This is a genomic window from Paraburkholderia sediminicola, assembly GCF_046026675.1.
In the GTDB taxonomy this organism is placed as follows: Bacteria; Pseudomonadota; Gammaproteobacteria; order Burkholderiales; family Burkholderiaceae; genus Paraburkholderia; species Paraburkholderia sediminicola_F.
The window spans coordinates 3681052-3699783 of record NZ_JAQQEY010000002.1; the positions used below are offsets into that span (position 1 = coordinate 3681052).

An 18732-nucleotide genomic window follows, 5' to 3' on the forward strand; every position below is an offset into this window, starting at 1 on the left:
TGTCCTGTTCACAGCCGATAAGCGTGAGCGCTCAACGTTCGACACGTTAGCTCGAGAAAGGAGGTGATCCAGCCGCACCTTCCGATACGGCTACCTTGTTACGACTTCACCCCAGTCATGAATCCTACCGTGGTGACCGTCCTCCTTGCGGTTAGACTAGCCACTTCTGGTAAAACCCACTCCCATGGTGTGACGGGCGGTGTGTACAAGACCCGGGAACGTATTCACCGCGGCATGCTGATCCGCGATTACTAGCGATTCCAGCTTCACGCACTCGAGTTGCAGAGTGCGATCCGGACTACGATCGGTTTTCTGGGATTGGCTCCCCCTCGCGGGTTGGCGACCCTCTGTTCCGACCATTGTATGACGTGTGAAGCCCTACCCATAAGGGCCATGAGGACTTGACGTCATCCCCACCTTCCTCCGGTTTGTCACCGGCAGTCTCCCTAGAGTGCTCTTGCGTAGCAACTAGGGACAAGGGTTGCGCTCGTTGCGGGACTTAACCCAACATCTCACGACACGAGCTGACGACAGCCATGCAGCACCTGTGTTATGGCTCCCTTTCGGGCACCCCGACCTCTCAGCCAGGTTCCATACATGTCAAGGGTAGGTAAGGTTTTTCGCGTTGCATCGAATTAATCCACATCATCCACCGCTTGTGCGGGTCCCCGTCAATTCCTTTGAGTTTTAATCTTGCGACCGTACTCCCCAGGCGGTCAACTTCACGCGTTAGCTTCGTTACTAAGGAAATGAATCCCCAACAACTAGTTGACATCGTTTAGGGCGTGGACTACCAGGGTATCTAATCCTGTTTGCTCCCCACGCTTTCGTGCATGAGCGTCAGTATTGGCCCAGGGGGCTGCCTTCGCCATCGGTATTCCTCCACATCTCTACGCATTTCACTGCTACACGTGGAATTCTACCCCCCTCTGCCATACTCTAGCCCGCCAGTCACAAATGCAGTTCCCAGGTTAAGCCCGGGGATTTCACATCTGTCTTAGCGGACCGCCTGCGCACGCTTTACGCCCAGTAATTCCGATTAACGCTTGCACCCTACGTATTACCGCGGCTGCTGGCACGTAGTTAGCCGGTGCTTATTCTTCCGGTACCGTCATCCCCCCACCATATTAGGGCAGAGGTTTTCTTTCCGGACAAAAGTGCTTTACAACCCGAAGGCCTTCTTCACACACGCGGCATTGCTGGATCAGGGTTTCCCCCATTGTCCAAAATTCCCCACTGCTGCCTCCCGTAGGAGTCTGGGCCGTGTCTCAGTCCCAGTGTGGCTGGTCGTCCTCTCAGACCAGCTACAGATCGTCGCCTTGGTAGGCCTTTACCCCACCAACTAGCTAATCTGCCATCGGCCGCCCCTGTAGCGGGAGGTCCTAAGATCCCCCCCTTTCCTCCGTAGAGCGTATGCGGTATTAATCCGGCTTTCGCCGGGCTATCCCCCACTACAGGACACGTTCCGATGTATTACTCACCCGTTCGCCACTCGCCACCAGGATTGCTCCCGTGCTGCCGTTCGACTTGCATGTGTAAGGCATGCCGCCAGCGTTCAATCTGAGCCAGGATCAAACTCTTCAGTTCAAACCTGTTACTGTTTTTCGGTCTCTTCCGAGACCGGTCGCTCACTCAACGTACTGACGAATGATCCTCCTGCCGGCGTGAATCCACCCCGGCAGGAAAACCTTCCTTTAATACTCGTGTGAGACTTGATACTTTCGCTTGTCGCCAGACCCCGAAGAGTCCGGCTCGCGTCGCGCATCAAGCGCCCACACTTATCGGCTGTTAATTTTTAAAGATCGAGTCCGCATTCACCACCGAACCTGCACCGCGAGGCATTGACATCAATCATCAACCTCGCAACCACCCGGCACCGCTTCGTTCTGCGTCGCTGCATCAGCAGCAGAGAAACGAGATTATGGAGAACGACCGACAGGTCGTCAACCCCTTTTTGTGAATTTTCTTTTGACCAAGTGCGATTTGACGCCGAAACATGCATCCCACTATATGTAGCAAGATCGACGGAAAGTCATCCGGTCGTGCGGGAGTGGCCGACATAGCCTATAGTGAAGAGCCTGCATACGCGCGAGACGAGCAGTTGAAGTGCTGCCTTCCGCCCCCACCTGAACCTAAGGATGACAGGCGATGAAGGGACCCTGCGACAAGAGCACATGACAAATTGGTGTGCTCATAATGCGCGCGAAGGCGCAAGCTCGTATATAATGCGAGCCGCGCGAATTTCGCACATTTCTATCGGCCCGCTTCGCGCGGGCTCATCTTTTTTGCTCCCCAGAGCACAGCCAAACAACCGCGTTGAGTCACTCAGGTGATGTTGAGCCATGCTCGAAACGCCTGACGGTAGCGTCTTGCGTCTCATAGCGAAGCCTCTAGAGGAGAATACGTGAACCCTTTTGATCGCGAAGATTCGCAACACGAAACTGCCGGATACACCGCCAAGACGCCCGCTGGCCGTACAGCCAAGGGCAAAGGCGCAGGCAAAGCGATCCCCGTAGCGGCAGAACTGCTGCCGCAACAAGCTGAAGAACGCCAGCGCCAGATGCGCGCGCTGATCCAGCTGGGCAAGGAGCAAGGCTACCTGACCCACGCGCAGATCAACGACCACCTGCCCGACAACTTCGCGCAGACGGCGGCGATCGACAGCATCGTCAGCGCCTTCAACGACATGGGCGTGCAGGTCTACGAGCAGGCTCCGGATGCGGAAACCTTGCTGCTCAACTCGAACGCCCCCGCCGTGGTGTCGGACGATCAGGCAGACGAGGAAACCGAAGTCGCGTTGTCGACCGTCGATTCCGAGTTTGGCCGTACGACCGACCCCGTGCGCATGTACATGCGCGAAATGGGCGCAACCGAGCTGCTGACCCGCGCGGGCGAAATCGCGATTGCGAAGCGCATTGAAGACGGTCTTCACGAAATGGTGCAGGCGATTGCCGCTTGCCCGCTCGCGATCTCCGCCATTCTGGCCAGCGCCCAACAGGTCGCGGACGGCGAACTGCGTATCGACGAACTGGTCGACGGTCTGAATGAAGATACGGTTGCGGCGGAAGAAGAAAGCGCGAGCGCGGACGCAGCAGCCGACGTCGACGCGGACGCCACCGATGACGACAGCGATAGCGAAGACGACGACGATGCCGGTCCGGCCGACTCCTCGGCTGCGGACGAAGCACGTCTGAGGCAACTCACCAGCGATTGCCTGGAAATTTTCGCGCAAGTCGGCATTCTGTCCGACCAGCAGAACGCCTCGCACACGCGCGGCGACGTCAGCTCGAAGGCTTACCTGCGCGCTCGCGAAGAGATCCAGCAGCACCTCGCCAAAATCCGCTTCACGGCACGCACCATCGACCGCCTGTGCGGCGACGTGCAACACCAGGTCGCGCAAGTTCGTGCGATCGAGCGCCGCATTCTGCAAATCGTCGTGACGAAGAGCGGCATGCCGCGCGAGCAGTTCATCGAATCGTTTTCGGGTCATGAAGCCGATCTGGGCTGGACCGAGCGTGCCGCGCGCGGCGCGTCGACGTTCGGCGCGGCGCTGGAGCGCCATCTGCCGGCAATCCAGTCGGAACAGCAGAAGCTGATCGACATCGAGGCAACCGTTTCGCTGCCGCTCAAGCACCTGAAAGAGATCAATCGTCAGATGGTCGCGGCCGAGTCGAAGATGCGCAAGGCCAAGAGCGAGATGATCGAGGCGAACCTGCGTCTCGTGATCTCGATCGCGAAGAAGTACGTGAACCGCGGCATGCTGTTCCTCGATCTGATCCAGGAAGGCAACATCGGTCTGATGAAGGCGGTGGACAAGTTCGAATACCGCCGCGGCTGGAAGTTTTCTACGTACGCAACGTGGTGGGTTCGTCAGGCCGTGACGCGCTCGCTCGCCGATCAGGCGCGCACGATTCGCGTGCCGGTGCACATGATCGAAACGATCAACAAGCTCAACCGCATTTCGCGCGAGATCCTGCAGCAGACCGGTCAGGAAGCCCATCCGTCGGTGCTGGCAGAACGCATGGAACTGTCGGAAGAGAAGGTGCGCGGCATCCTGAAGATCGCCAAGCAGCCGGTGTCGATGGAAACGCCGGTCGGCGACGACGGCGACGCCACGCTGGGCGACATGATCGAAGATTCGGCAGCTTCCTCGCCGGCCGACGCAGCGATGCAGGCCGACTTGCGCGCCGCCATCGACGACGCGCTGGACTCACTGTCGCCGCGCGAAGCGAAGGTGCTGCGTATGCGTTACGGCATCAATACGAAGTCGGACCACACGCTCGAAGAAGTCGGCAAGCAATTTGACGTCACACGCGAGCGGATTCGTCAGATCGAAAGCAAGGCCATGCGTAAGCTGATGCATCCGAGCCGCGCAGATCGTCTGAAGTCGTTCCTCGACCGCTAAGCCAAGCCGGTCGTTGCGCTTGTCGTGCGCCATGCACGACAAGCGCATCTCCCTCTCCCCATTTCAAGCAAGCAACGAGATGATCCCGCCAATGGTGATTCCCGCTGCCAGCCAACGCCCAGCCGTGTAGAACGCATTACGCTCTTCATGAGGCTGATCCGGGCGTTCGAGACCCAGCGTACCGTACGCAAACGACTTGACCGCCGAGGTGTCGGTTGTCGATGTGCTCTCCCCCGCTGAATCGCTTACTTCACCGTCCTGAACCGTATTACCCTCTTGCGCCGCCGTCGCTGCGCCTTCGGCGGAGATATGGACAGCGTCGTCCTGTTCGGATGTATTAGACGCAACAGTCTGCGTGGCCGTGTCGTCCGTTGCCGACTGGCTCTTCGTCATCGCGCGATCCGATTCCGGCAGTGTCGACGACAGCGCACTGTCGATTTGCATGGCAACCTCCGTTTATTTCGCCCAACGCATGCGCCGCCCCGGTTCGCTGTAGCAATGCAAACAGACACATCACGCTCGCACACGGCGGTTCGACGCACGACCGCTTACAGGATGTATCGACGGCAGCGAGCCAAAACTTGAGCGCCGGAAAGAAACGGTAAGTTCCATCGAACGCATTGCGCCATCCACACGCCGATCAATGGAAGAGCCTGCCTGAACCGCATACGACGACTGCGCAACACGCGGTTCTATAGAACGAATTCCGTGGTTCGATTTGTTGTCCACAGAAACTGTTCAGAAGCCTGTGGATATCCTGGGCAGGAGTCATCCAAGTCATTGAGCGCATTGGCTTTCACCTCTACGCCTCCTACAGGTCGCACGGCTCACGGCTTCCCGCACATTGCCCGAACCGCCGCCCATTGCTGCGCTGTCAACGCACTTTCGCCGACTGGCGATCCCTGGCTCCGTTTTTCCCGGCCGAGCGTACGCGGATGATCCGACAAGAACTCAATCGCACCGCTGGCGCTGCCGCTACGCTTTTCGGTCAACGCAAAAAATGCCGCTAGCCCATCACTGCGCAATCCGCTCGCTTGCAGATAGGCAACGCCGTTCGCGTCGGCGAGACGTTCCATGTCACGGCTATACGACAAACCCACTAGTCGCCCCGCCAGCGAAGAGACGTCTGCGAACCCGAGATGGATGCCCAGGGTTGTGCTGATCAGGGTGATACCGGCGCTGCGAAACAAAGCGGTCAACGGATCGCGCCGCGCGATATGTCCCGTCTCGTGCGCCATCACGCCGGCCAGTTGATCGGGATTGTCGACGCGCTGGAACAGGCCGCGCATGATGATCATGCGTGCTCCAGGTAGCGTGAGTGCATTGACCGTCTTGCTATCGATGACCACCACGCGTACCGGCTGCGCTATCCCTGCCGCATGGGCGAGGCGCGTTTCGAGTTGTTCGAGCGCGCGTTGTCCGTCGTCGCCGCGGCATACCCGATGTTTGCCGACCACGACCGACTCCACCATCTCGCCAAGCCGGTTTTCCGCGCTGCGCGGCACAAGCGCCGCGCCAGCCGCAGGCAGTCGCACGACGAGTACGAACGCAAGCGCCAGCGCCGCTGTGCCGATCGTGACCCAGCCCAGATAATGCCAACGCTGCATGCGTGGCGCCGTCATCTGCACAGGTAGTGCAACGGCATCGGCCAACACGCGGCCGGGTTCACCTTTACAGGACAAAACGACTCTGCCTTCCGGGTCGGGCTCGCCGACGATCAGCCGCGCACGTGGCCAAACCGCCAGCTCACCCTCATCACCGTCAATCGACAGAAACGCCTCGCTCCATCGCAGCGTTGCCACGTGAGGCGCGCCGGTGTGGCCATCGTAATAGCGTGCGCCGGTCGGCACTAAAGGTTCCACAACCGCGTCAGAACGCGCCGCCATGATCGAGCAGGTTCAGCATGCCCTCGCCCGTGCGCGGCGGCGGCTGATCGCTTTGACCGAGCGTCTGCGGGTCGAGTTGACCGGACACCTGCAGCGTATCGGCTGCGAAGCGCATCACGCGATGCAGCACGATCGGAAAACCCAGGCCCAGCGTAAAGACGATGATCACCAGATTGCCCAGCATCATGCCGAGCAGACGCCCGGCGGTAATGCTGCTGCCGAAGCGCAGTTGCGTGCCAAGCGTCGTATTGCCCATGACATGGCGCGTCACCAGCGCCAGATAGAAGCACTGGATCAGCAACGCACCGACGATGAACAGCACGTAGAACAGGAACACCGAGCCGAATGCGGCGAACGCGGCGGGATCATGGGCCTTCAGCGGGGCATGCCCGATGGGCAACAGCGCCATGATGCTCTTGAGAAAAACGGCCCCGAGCACGACGAACAGCGCGACGATGCCCAAAAACGTGCCGACGAACGCGCCATACAACGCACGTGCGCGGCCTTCAAAATGAAACGGCAGGCTGCCGAAACTGCTCGCGTTGATGCGTCGCTCCGCAAGGCGCATGGACACCCACGGCACCATCTGCCCAAGCGTGACGATGCACAGCAGGCCATACAGCAATGCGTACGCGCCGTAGACCCACGACGAGCCGGTCATACTTCCGCGAATCCCGCACCATTGGGTGCGGCTCAAGCGGTAACGCTGCGCGCTGAAATATGCCCCCGCTGCGATCACCGCGATCACGATGTAGAGGACAATGATCGGCACGAGAGCCAGTGCCGCGCTCCCTGTGATGGCGCGCAGAATCGCGCCAAGAATGCCTGCACCGACAATCGCGCCAAAGATAATCGCAATCGCCAGTAGAAAACCCTTGAACAGTTCGCCGCCCGTTCCGGTGTACTCAAATCGCTCACCTTGAAAACGCATGCGCGACCAGATATATCGGCGGTTATTAGTGGTGGCCCAAAAACGATAAATGCCAAGTGTGACGATCTGCAGCAACAGATTTTTGATGAATATCCCGTACAGCTCTCCAAGCTTGCCGTCATAGCTCAACAGCGGCTGCTTCTGGTCGAGTGAGTTCATTTTTCTTCCCCCGGCAGGCAAATATATGTTTTTGTGACCCGCGTACGCATAAGCGAGTATGCATGGCGGGCGGTCTTTCCCTTGCAAAACTGACTACGACAGCGTGAAAATTTGCAATCCGGCCGGCAAGAGAGCGCAAGCCGATAAGCGCGATGATTACACGCTTTCCAGTATTTTTGAACAGGCTTTCGACTTAACCAGGCGCCCCATTCATTGGGCCAATAGCCAACCGGCAAACCAATTCATTTTGCATTGCTTTAAAAACGTTAAATACCGTGACTTCGCCAACTGTTTTACGGCATCACGAATGTTTTCACGAGCGTCAGTTCGCCCGGCTTACGCATCGGCACCCGAATGGTTTCGCTCTTCTCGTTCGGCGTGTTCTCGTTCGTGATGATCGTCACCTGCGCGACGGTCATATCGCTTCCGCTGTTCCCGCTACCGTAGTAATTCACATAGACCAGATACGTGCCCTTCAAGGGCGCCGCCGACGAGTAAATCTCCGGTCCATAGCCGGTCGTCACGTCCACGTCGAGCGCGCCGCCGTTCGGCGCAACGCGGTCGCCATACCAGGTGTGTGCGCCGTCCGGCGACACCACGTGCAAGTCCAGATCGGTGCCATCGGTGTCCCATGCGAGCAACACGCGCAACTTCGGCTGCGTTTTGCCGCTGTAGGCGTCGTAAAACTGCACGCGCTTGCGTGAGCCATCCGGCGCCCGCAGTTCAACGCTGTTGCTGCCGGACGGAAATGCGTAAGGACGCGAGAACTTGCCGTCTTCCTCCACCCGCTGAGGCAACGGCGTGCCATCGACCACCAGCGTGCCCACCGTGGTGCCCTTCTTCTTCGGCGTGTTGCGGATCTGCCCTTCGATCAGCGCAAATTTCGACTGCCCTTCCGGCGTCGATACCGACACCGCCGGGTAGTGCACGTCCTGCGTATAGCGCTCGCTGTCACCGCTGGTGTTGCGCCAGCCGTTCAACGGCGCGCCGAAGTCGATATCGCTCGCGTGCGCCACGGCCGCGGCCTGCAAGCAGGCGACGACGAGCATCATCCAGCCAGCCTTCACCCACCTCGTCGTCTTGACCTTCATCGTCACTGCTCCCATCCCACTGTCAGAGTCGCTCGCTTTTCACGAGCTGCAGGTCGCCGATCTTACGCAGCGGCACGACCATCGTTTCACGCCGCTCGTTCGGCGTGTTTTCATTGAACACCAGCGTCAACGTCGCGGTAATCACATCGCGCTCGTGCGCGGCGGCGTCGAAGTTGTAGCCGGTCGAATCGAAGTTGCCCCAGTAATTCAGAAAGAACAGCCACGTACCATGCTCGGGCGCGGCCGACGAAAATATCCCCGGACCCGCGCCGTCCACCGAATCGACATCGAAGCCGCTGCCGTCTTCGAGCGTGGGATTGGCGAAGAACGCGTGCAGACCGTCCGGTGTGATCACGTGCAGATCCACCTGCGCTTTCGGATCATCCCACGTGACGATCGCGCGCAGCTTCGCCTGCGGCTTGCTGCGGTCGGCTTCGTAGAACTGCATGCGCTGGCGCTGCTTGCCGTCGGCGGAAATCAACTCGATGCTGTTCGAGCCCGCGCCGAATGCCCACGGGCGCGCGAATGCGCCTTCCTCGTCGGTATAGAGCGGCGTCGGGTTGCCGTTGACGACCAGCGTCGGCGGCTTGCGCGCGTGTTTGTCGATGTGTTTCAGGCGCCCTTCGATCAGCGTGCGATAGCGTTGCGCGCCACGGTCGACCGGCGGCCGGGGATACGCCGCGACGAAGTGCTCGCCTTCGTTCGTCAGCCCGCTGTGACGCCAACCGCCGAACGCGCCGGTGAGGTCGGCGAGCGCGCCGCCATTACCGTCCGCACCGGCGGCTTGCACGTTCGTCGCCATACTCGCCGCGAGCACAGCCGAGGCCACAGCAATTGCCATGTGAACACGAACACCGCGCGAAAGAAGTGACAAGGTAACTGCCACGCGAACGCGAACTCGAATGCCCTGCCTAAAAGCCGCCAAAGCAACGGCCGCAGGAATTCGAACGTGGCGCTTCACAGGAAGCGCACGGAACACGGCGGAAAGCGAGCGCGAGACGGTATTCATTGGATCGGATTGTCGGTACGAATCAGCGTGCGCGCGGTACGTTCGACGAATTCTTCGTCGAGGCCACGCGGATGATGCTGGAACGCGAGGTGAATATATTCATGCGCCAGCGCGATACGGTCTTCTTCGGTCTGCAGGCGATACACATACACGCGATTGCGCTGCGCATCGGCATACGGCCGACCTTCGCGCACCGCGCACACGGCCGGCAGATCGGGCGTCTCGTAGCCCGCCGCGCCGTCCATGCGCCGCGCCCACAACGGCGCATTACGTTGCAGCCATTGCTGGGCGCCGGCCACCTGGATGCAATCGCCGGACAATGGGCTCTCGAATGACGTCAAGGTCGCTTGCGGCCAGGTGCGCGAGAGAATGGTGTCGAACGTGAGGCCGGTTTGCGCGGACGCCTTCGCAGCGAGCCAGCTCATCTGACCGGGCGCGGCCTTGTCGTGGTGATACTGAACCGGCACGCCGGTGAGCACCAGCGCGTCGGTCAGATCCGCGGCACGACGCGCGGCGGCAGTCGGCGCGCGCGGCAGGACGCGCTGCGTGCTGCTGCTGTCATCGATACGGAAGCAGCCGTGATCGTGATTGCCGTGCTGCACGACGTAGGAGCGCGCCGCCACCGCCAACGCCTTGGCCGCTTCCGGTTGGCTTGTGTCGCCTTCCCGCTCGACCACCCGTGCGACGTAGTCGTTCATGCCGAAGCGACCGACCAGTTGCGGTGCACCTGCAGCGTCGCGATCGAGCCGCAGTTCACCCCGGCTTTCCACTCGTGCCCAGTTGCCGTTGACGAAGCCAATCCGGAACTCACCACGCAGCGGGCCGTCCGGAACCGCGGCCGGACCTTTGTCGCCGAGCACCTGGCGAATAGGATAGCGGCTGAAGAAGTCGACCAGCACGCACGCGTTGTCGTCCGGTACGGTGACCTGTGTGAGCAACGGAGCGATGCGCGGCGCGGCGGCCGCCAGCACGCGCGCGCTGCCGCCGGCGCCGCCTAGCCACACCGGCGTGCCATCGGCGAGCCAGCCTGCCGCGCCGCCAATCGAGGCGCCGGGCCGCGCGGGATCCGGCATCGTCCAGGTTTTGGCGCGCAGCAGGCTGCCGTATAGCGACACGGTGCCCTCGCCGCGTCCGCTGGTCAGCACCGACACCAGCGTGCTCGCCGCCGCTTCACGCGGCTTGGCCGGCATCGCCTGCAATGCGGCAAGCAGGTCGATTACCGACACGCGGCGCGTCGGCGTCATCGCGTGGAGGTCGCGCAGCCACGCGGGCGCATGCGCGGCCGTCCAATATTTGCGCCAGTCGGCGGGATCGAGTTGCAAGCGTGCGGGCTCGAAAAAGCGTCCGCATGATTGCACCAGCGCATGTTCACGGTCGATGTGACCGCCCGTCATGCAGCAATACACTTCTTCAGGATCGCCGCCGCTGCAGGTGTAATCCGGCGTGGCGATATTGCGATCGACCAGATAGCCGTAGACGAACAGCTTCCACACGCTGCCGAGTGGCGTTTCCAGCGTCGCCGGCAACGGACTCCCCGAATGGGGAGCGAGGCCTTCTGCAGCGCCGCCGGCATTGAACTGCCAAAGCTGCGATTGACCGTCGCGTAACCAGGCGAAGCGCAGCATTTGCGCCGAGGACGCAACGGACGACGAGGTTGGCGATGCGGCTGAAGTCGACCTTGCCCCCGCAGCCAGTGACTCAGCCGACGCCGCCATTGCCGCAGCCGCGCCACTAAAAACACACCCCGCTCCCACGGCGAGCGCGACCCGCAGCGTAGCTGCCAGACGATCGCGCGAGTGCCGAAGAGCGGAGAACATAGCGGTCTCGCTTACTGAATACGCAGCGTCGTCACACGATCGCTCTTGCCGCCTTCGAACGCCTTGGCGTCCGGCTGATACATGCGGAAGTAGCGCGCAGGCGGCAACGCGAACGTGCCCGGCAACGCAAAGCGCACCAGTTGCCGCAGCGTCACCGGACGATCGAGCAAAGGCACCGGCTGGTGATAGGCCAGCTCACCCATCTCATACGAAGCGGCACGCGCGAACGGCTGCGGACCGCTTACCCCTTCCTTCTCGCCAGGCAACCCGTCGATCGACACGCCCCAGCTGGTCGCCTCCACATCGCCGCCCGGCGGCAGCGGCACGTCGAGCAGACCGTAGTGGTACGCGTTGCCGGAGCGCGGCGTGAGCATGACTTCGTCGACGTACAGCGCATTGCTGTCGATCGCATCACCCTGCTTGACCAGGCGTGCGGTAAATGCCGAGCGACCCAGTTGGCTCCCGGCGTCGCCCGCCTTCTTCGGATCGACCTTCACTTCGAGCGGCTCCAGCTTGTAGAAGCGACGTTCGACGGTGATGTTCAGTCGGCTGTCCTCGCTCGTATGACTGCGGAACGAAACCAGCGCGTTCACGTCGGCCCGCGCGGCGCCTGCATCGAGCGTGGCCGGCAGCGCAGCGCCGGTCCACTTCCACAGCGGCGTGCCAGTCGGCGTCGCAGCGCGTGTCCAGCCCGCACCTTGCAGCGACGGCAGCGAAGCCGGCGCCGTGTCGCCACCAAGCGCTTTACGCACCCACAGCAACGTCAACGCACGATCGAGCGTCGGGTAGTCGGCGCTGCTCTTCGCGAGCAACGCAGAAGCATCGATCGCCGCGCCACCATCGCCGCCCGTCATATAAAGCAGGCTCTGCACGAGCGGTGCGGGGTCGTTGGCCAATGCCGTGCGTGCAGCACTCGCCGCTGCATCGAAGCCGTCCGGCAGTTGAGCACTCGTGCTGCGCGCCATGTTGGCGATCAGCAGCGTCGCCATCTGCTTGCCACGCGGCGAATCGGCTTGCGCGAACACGATGCTGTCCGACGCGCCATACGTGCCGTTGCGCGCAGGGGCCGATGCATTGGCCGTGGCCGCTGCATCGCTCTGCAAGTCCGCCGCAACACCCGACACCGGCGTCGCGACCGGCAGGCCCATCTGCTGCATGAACCACAGCGCCAACGCGCGATGCAACAGCGGCTCTTTCGCACCGGCATCGCGATAGACGTCCATTGCATGCTGCCAGTTGTCGGCGGGCAGCGTAATACCGAGGCTGCGGCTCGCGAGCCAGTCCGCGTAGTACGCGTAGGCGGTAATCAGCGAACTGCCGCCGGTTGTATCACCCCACCAGCCAAACGTGCCGCCGACACCCGCCAGCATCGCCAGACGTTGTCGCTGATTGCGCAACAGCGCTTCGAGCCCCTGCGTCGAACTGGCGTTATCACCGCGGCCGATGGCGTCGTGTGCGAGCGCCAAAGGAATCAGGCGGCTCGACGTCTGCTCGGCGCATCCGTACGGATAGTTGATCAGATCGTCGGCGACGCGCGCGAATTGGCTCGCGGCACTGCCGATGAAACGCACGCTGACGTCCTGCGCATCTTGCGGCAGATTGAGCGGCTTATTCGAGCCGTCCAGCGCCACCGTGTTCTGATGCAAATCGAGCCAGCCGCTCGCATCGAGCTGGATGGTGGTCTGCAAGCGATCCACATCCTTCCCCGCCCGACGCAAGCTCGCGTTGATCGCACCCGCCTTCAATGCGCCGGTCGGCAGACGCAGGTAGTTCGCGCCGCGCTTGAGCGTGACCTTCTGGTTCAACGAGAGACCGCCGCCGTCGACCACCCACTCGGCGTCCATATCCGCATCGGTCTGATTGAAGGCGATCATGTCGATGGCCGGCTGATCGTTGACGCGGAAATGCGAAGGCCCGCTCCACTTGAGATACAGCGCCTTGTCCGAACGCACGTAAGCGGTGCGCTGACCGACCATGCCGTCGGGCGCCGCCGCGCGCACAGTGACGCGCCAGCGGGCCAACGAATCCGGCATCTTGAACGTCATGGTGGCATGACCGCTCGCGTCGGTCTTCAGCGTGCCTTCCCATGCGGCCGTATCCTGATCGTCACGACGCGGCCGTTCGAGCACCTTCACGCCGCGCTCGTTGTAGTTGGCGCGTTGCGGGCCGCCCGGCGCACCCTTCAACGGCGAGCGCGCAAGGTCGTACGTAATGAACGACAGACTCGACGACGTCCGCACATTGTTGCGGCGCGGGTGATAGAAAAAGTCGACGATGTTCGGCGCGATTTCCGGCTGCAGCACGTAGACCATTTCATCCACCACGCTCACCGTCAGATTCGCCACTTCCGGCTTGCCGTTCAGCGTGCTGTCGAAGTTGAGCGTGACCGTATCGCCCGGACCGTACACCGGCTTGTCGCTCTTCACATTCAGTTCGATCTGCGGCTGTGCGACCACGATGCCCGCGTTCTGGAACACGTATTCGCCGGCATGCACGTACAGTACCGAGAACGTCATGTTTGGCGCGAATGCTTCACCGACCTTGATGCGCGCTTTCCATTGCGACGGCGCCACGCGTTGCAACTGTAGCCAGTCGCCGCCGGATGTCAGCAACGCGCGATGTTCGACGTTGTCGCGCTCCAGCGTCAGGAGCGCATCGTCGACCGGCAACGGGAAGGTGATCAACGCTTCGGCTGTATCGCCGATCTTGTACCTGTCGCGATCGAACACGATCTCGACGCTGCCCGGAATCGCCTTCAGGCCATCGCCGGCCACCCAATGACTCGCCGCGGCGAGCAGATTACCCGTGTCGTCCTTGACCGACAACATGTACGAACCAGGTTCGTCGAATTGCACGGGGAACGACAGCTTGCCGCCTGCCGTTGCGCCTTTGATTGCGCCTTCGCCGTGAGTCTGCGATTCAAGGCGCGTCCATTCCCACTTGGCCGGCGCACGCGAAGACGGATCGATCGTGCCGAGCGCTTGCAGATCGAAATTGACCGCTTCCTTCGGCTGCGAAAACGACTTGGCGGTCGACAATCGATAAGGCGTCGCGCCGCGCGCGATCAACACCTCACGTGTCACACGCACCTTGTAGGCCGCGCCGTCCTGCGCGAACAGCGTCAACGCATAACGACTCGGTTCTTTCGCGGCAGGCAGCGTGAGGCTCGCGTTGCCGTCGCTATCGGTCGTGAGTTCCTGCTGTTCCAGCTTGACCGGAAACAGCCCTGCGTAACGCAGTTCACCATCGACGATCGTCACTTTCTGCGCGCGCAGCGTGACCGATACCTTGCTGTCACGGACCGGCTTGCCATCCGGATAGCGCAACTGGATCTTGCCCTTCAGTTGCTCGCCGGTCGCATAGTCGGCTTTATCCATCGACAGGTTGACGTCGAAATGCGGTTTCACATATTCGGCGACGCGAAATGCGCTGCCGTATACATCGCCGTTGTAGTCAAAGCGCAGCGTATAGCCACCTGCGGTGGCATCGGCGGGCAGCGTGAAGGACGCGTCGGCACCCGTATCGGAAGCAAAATGCACCTTGCTGGTCGCCACCGGCGCGCCGTTCGGATCGAGCACGTCGAGCTTGATATCGGCTTCTGCAGGCGCGGTCGATTGCGTTGCATTCTGGAACGTGCGGCCGATGAATTTCACATGCACTGCGTCGCCCGGCCGGTACATCGGACGATCGGTTACCGCATAGATCTTGGTGTTATAGATCTCGCTGTCATAGTAGAAATTCTCCGAAACGAACACGCCGCCTTGCGGATCGGTGCCGAGCACGTAGCTGCGCTCGGGGCTCACGTGTTGCAACACCAGCGCGCCGTCGTTGCCGGTGGCGCCACTTTGCAGCACGCCTACGCCATCGGTCCAGTTCACGTCGGTATTCGCCACCGGCTTGCCGTTATCGCGCCGCGTGGTCCATACCAGCATACCGCTCGATGCCGCTTTCACGACCGCGACCGTGTCCGATACGAACAGCAAGGTATGCGCGCGATAGTTGCCGATCACCGCCTCGACGATATACAGCCCCGGCGGCAGCTTGCCCACCGGAATCATCACGTTGCCCGAACTCGCTTCGATGAAATTACTGCTGCTGCCTTCGAGATTCACACCCTTCGGCGGCTCAATCACCTTCGCGTCCCAGATCGGATAACGAAAGCGCGCGACCATGTCATAGCCCTTCAGCGGCGCGAACTGCGAGTTCTGCTGGAATTGCGTCTGCTTGCCGGTCTGCTCGCCGAGCTTGAATTGCGGTTCGGCTTCGGTTGCCTTGCTGCGCGTCGCGAACGACAGTACACGTTGCCAGGCGCGGCGTGCTTCGGTCAACCAGCGGTCCCACAGATAAGCCAGCGTATTCGCCAGCCCTTCGCCCTGGTAATTCGGCGCGACGTTCAGGCGATGCAGATTCTTCTGCGCCTTCAAAAAGTCTAACGGCTTCGGCACGCGATACACAACGATGTCCGCGCCGCCATACGCTTGCAGTGCATCCTTGAAGTCGCGGCCGGGCGCTTCCAGCCGCACCTGCGCCAACTGATCGCTGCCGAAGCTCACGTCCGAGAGCAGGAAGAACGGCTGGCCGTCGACCTTCTGTGACGCGAAGTTACTCGATGGCGCTGTTTGCAGCGTCGGGTTTGCGGCGATGTTGGTATCGACGGCGCTGCTCGAGGCGGCGTCGTCGGCATAGGCCGTTGGTGCGATGGCCAGCGTCAGGGCCGCGAAGAGCGCGATCACGGTGAAGCCTGCGCGACGTTTCAGGTTGCCGAGCCAGGCGCGCGACGCGGTGACGGAGTTCATTCGGGTCATGGTGTCAGAAAGTCCAAACGAAACACGCCAACGAAATTCGGATTGCCGTCGAGCGGCTGCCAGCGGGAATCTTTCCATTGCATCAGGTCGGAGACGGCCACGGCGCGCAGACCCGTATCGGTCGGCGCAACGGTGCCTGTGTGATAAGCGATGTAGCGATCCAGCCAGATCATCAGATGCTGGTCGTCGCCCTGGTCGAAGAACAACAGATCGCCGGGCAGCGCCTGGTTCACGTCCTTCGAAACAAAACGGCTATTGCGTTGAATCAGTGCGATCGCCGACGCGTACGCGCCGGTGGAACCGTCGAGCTGAGTCCAGCGGTTCGCGATTCCGCGTTGCGAGGCGGACAATTGCAACTCAGGCGGCATGCTGCTGGTGTCCGCGAGACTGGTCATGCCGTTCGCGCGCAACCATTTGGTGTCATGCGGCTTGAGCGTCTCGCCGACGGCAAAGCGCACAAGACCTGCGCAATCGCGCTGCGTCCAGCGCGGCGTCGGGCCACGGCGCATTTGCTGGTCGACGATGCGCACGAACCACGCGCGAAATGCAGCAGATTGCTGCGGCGAAAGCGCGTCGGGGTCGGGCGATGCGGTTGTGCTGGTGAGCGCGTTCGCGTACGGCGCGAGGCTGGCCATGACGAGCGCTGACACAGCGCGCGCGAGCCAGATGCGGCGTGACGTGCGGGCATTCGTCGCGAATGCCACGTCGGGGACGTGAAGGCGGTGCACTTAGTCGCCCTCGGTGCCGGGCTGATCTGCAGGCGAATCTGCTACTCCCGCGGTGGCATCGGAATCCGCACCCGCCTTCGCGCGATCGAACCACCACTCCACCGGCACCCAACCTGTCGACCCCGGCAAGTTCTGCGGCAGCGTCAACGAAACCGGCGGGTAGTGTGCCAACGCATGCAGCTTCGGCACGAGATGGGTGCGCGACGCATTGCGGAACACCGCTTCCTGATCCGCCGGCAATGCCGCGCCCGCTTCGCGTTCGATCAACGCAGCCGCGGACGAAGGTGTCAGCGTGAGAATCGTGCGCGGCAGACGCTGCGGCGCGAGCGTATCGGCGAGGGCCGGATAACGCTTGTCGAGCACGGCGAGTGTGTCGTCGACCAGACGTGAATCAGGGGAGAAAATCAGGTAGCCGTGCGCCAGTGCGAGCGTCACAGGGAAATAGCGCTCCGCCGACAGTTGCGACGCGAACGACGCCTTGCTGGACAAGGCAGTACCGGAGAGCGCACTGACCGGCCGTTGCCACACGGTAACGCTGGCACCCTGATCATGCTTCGTGACCGGCAAGCGACGATAGCCCGAATCAGCGTCGCCGGATTTGGCGGCCTTTGCCTCATACGCGCCGATCACGTCGCCAAAGGTCTTGCCGAGCGCGGTCTTCAGAGTAGCGATGCTCGCCGCGTCCTGCGTCTTCACGCGAGCGACGAACACCGGCGCAACCAGCGTGGACTTCGCATACCAGCAGACGGCCGCGGGACCGGTAAGCTGATCGCCGATCGCAGCAGCGCCATCCGCGCCCACATCGGCCACCTTGCCCAACAAGCCCGACGCTTCTTTCCAGTCCGCCGGCAAGCTCGTGCACGCAGCCGGATTGGCCGGCAAGGCACGCCACAGGTCGGTGCTATTCCACGCCTGCGGCAACTTGCCCGGCTCGACCAAAGCGGAAGTCTGCCAGTTCGCCGCAGCACTGCCATTCGGCGAAAAATCGAATCGCAATGCGTCGATACCGGAGAAAAATGCCTGATAACCGAACGACAAATAGTTGGCCGACACCACCAGCCGGTGTCCCTTAGGCGTATCGCCCGGTGAGTCCAGCTGATAGGCGCGCGCCGCATCGTCGCGGCCGGAAGAAAGCATCTCGGACACGGCGTCGGCCCGCTCGCCCAGCAAACCGCCTTTCGCGTCGAGCAGCACGCCGGGGGCGGACATCACGACAAGGCGGTCGTCCTTCGTTGCGAACAGAATCGTGCGGCCAACCGCCAGCTTCAACGCGTAGACCGGTACGTCGCCGGAGAGTTTGGCGACCTGGCTCAACTGCGAGTCGCTCGCGGCGACGTTGCCGAAGCCTTGCAGCAGCTTCGCCAGACCGTTGCGGTGCATCGACATCACCCAGTAACCGAGGCGGCCGTCCGGCGAGCGCCACAGCAGCACATGCGCGGGTTCGTCGAATACGCGGCGGATCATTTCATCGCGCCAGTCGAGTTGATGTTCGAACGCGAGACGACGCAGCGCGCCTTCTGTGGACAAGCGCGTATCGTTCGATTCGTAATAGTCGACGAAGTCCTGAGTCAGCACGTCGTGCAACAGCGGCACACGCAAGATATCGCGCGGCAAACGCGAGAGCGCTTCGCTGTCGATCACCGCATCCGGGTGATGAATATCGAGCACGATTTCGCTGGTCCCGGCAGCTTTGCGATGCGCAAATGGACGCCACACCGCCTGAATGACCACGCCGGCAACGACCAGAAGACCGACTACCAGGATTGCAATCTTTTTTCGCGACATCTTCATCTGATTTTTTCTGGTTCGATGCGACGGTATTAACGTGGATGGCCGATGAATTAACTCACCGAAATCATTCGCCGAAGGCAGCGATGATAACCGATATTTTTAGTCCAAAA

At 61.6% G+C, this 18732-nt stretch carries 10 protein-coding genes and 1 rRNA gene; 1 reads left to right on the forward strand and 10 read right to left on the reverse strand.

Annotation, left to right across the window (positions count from 1 at the left end):
• Nucleotides 1–56: 56 nt before the first annotated feature.
• Nucleotides 57–1587, reverse strand: a 16S ribosomal RNA gene (locus PQQ86_RS36225).
• Between the two features lie 817 nt (nucleotides 1588–2404).
• Between PQQ86_RS36225 and rpoD the strand changes: the two genes are divergently transcribed.
• Nucleotides 2405–4405 carry an RNA polymerase sigma factor RpoD gene (gene rpoD, locus PQQ86_RS36230; RefSeq protein WP_408278366.1) on the forward strand — a complete coding sequence of 667 codons (2001 nt, stop codon included), beginning with the start codon at nucleotides 2405–2407 and terminating at the stop codon, nucleotides 4403–4405.
• Nucleotides 4406–4468: 63 nt separating this feature from the next.
• On the opposite strand, the gene PQQ86_RS36235 is transcribed toward rpoD, so the two are convergent.
• The 9 genes from PQQ86_RS36235 to PQQ86_RS36275 form a co-directional block, all read right to left on the reverse strand.
• Entirely contained in the window at nucleotides 4469–4849 is a 381-nt protein-coding gene (locus PQQ86_RS36235; RefSeq protein WP_408278369.1) for a hypothetical protein, read from the reverse strand.
• 383 nt (nucleotides 4850–5232) lie between these two features.
• Nucleotides 5233–6255 carry a M48 family metallopeptidase gene (locus tag PQQ86_RS36240; protein ID WP_408278371.1) on the reverse strand — a complete coding sequence of 341 codons (1023 nt, stop codon included), beginning with the start codon at nucleotides 6253–6255 and terminating at the stop codon, nucleotides 5233–5235.
• Nucleotides 6256–6274: 19 nt separating this feature from the next.
• Complete coding sequence (locus PQQ86_RS36245; RefSeq protein ID WP_408278374.1) at nucleotides 6275–7381, reverse strand: YjgN family protein; 1107 nt, start codon at nucleotides 7379–7381, stop codon at nucleotides 6275–6277.
• 293 nt (nucleotides 7382–7674) lie between these two features.
• Nucleotides 7675–8472 (reverse strand): YfaP family protein, encoded by a 798-nt coding sequence (locus PQQ86_RS36250; RefSeq protein WP_408278377.1) that lies wholly within the window; start codon nucleotides 8470–8472, stop codon nucleotides 7675–7677.
• Between the two features lie 22 nt (nucleotides 8473–8494).
• Nucleotides 8495–9274, reverse strand: a complete 780-nt coding sequence (locus PQQ86_RS36255; RefSeq protein WP_408279438.1) for a YfaP family protein — start codon at nucleotides 9272–9274, stop codon at nucleotides 8495–8497.
• A 203-nt stretch (nucleotides 9275–9477) separates the two neighbouring features.
• Entirely contained in the window at nucleotides 9478–11298 is a 1821-nt protein-coding gene (locus tag PQQ86_RS36260) for a DUF2300 domain-containing protein (protein WP_408278380.1), read from the reverse strand.
• An 11-nt stretch (nucleotides 11299–11309) separates the two neighbouring features.
• Entirely contained in the window at nucleotides 11310–16103 is a 4794-nt protein-coding gene (locus PQQ86_RS36265) for an alpha-2-macroglobulin family protein (RefSeq protein ID WP_408278382.1), read from the reverse strand.
• Nucleotides 16100–16831, reverse strand: a complete 732-nt coding sequence (locus tag PQQ86_RS36270; protein ID WP_408278385.1) for a DUF1175 domain-containing protein — start codon at nucleotides 16829–16831, stop codon at nucleotides 16100–16102. Before PQQ86_RS36270 ends, PQQ86_RS36265 begins: the two co-directional genes overlap by 4 nt.
• Nucleotides 16832–18622, reverse strand: a complete 1791-nt coding sequence (locus tag PQQ86_RS36275; RefSeq protein ID WP_408278388.1) for a DUF2138 domain-containing protein — start codon at nucleotides 18620–18622, stop codon at nucleotides 16832–16834.
• Nucleotides 18623–18732 lie beyond the last annotated feature (110 nt).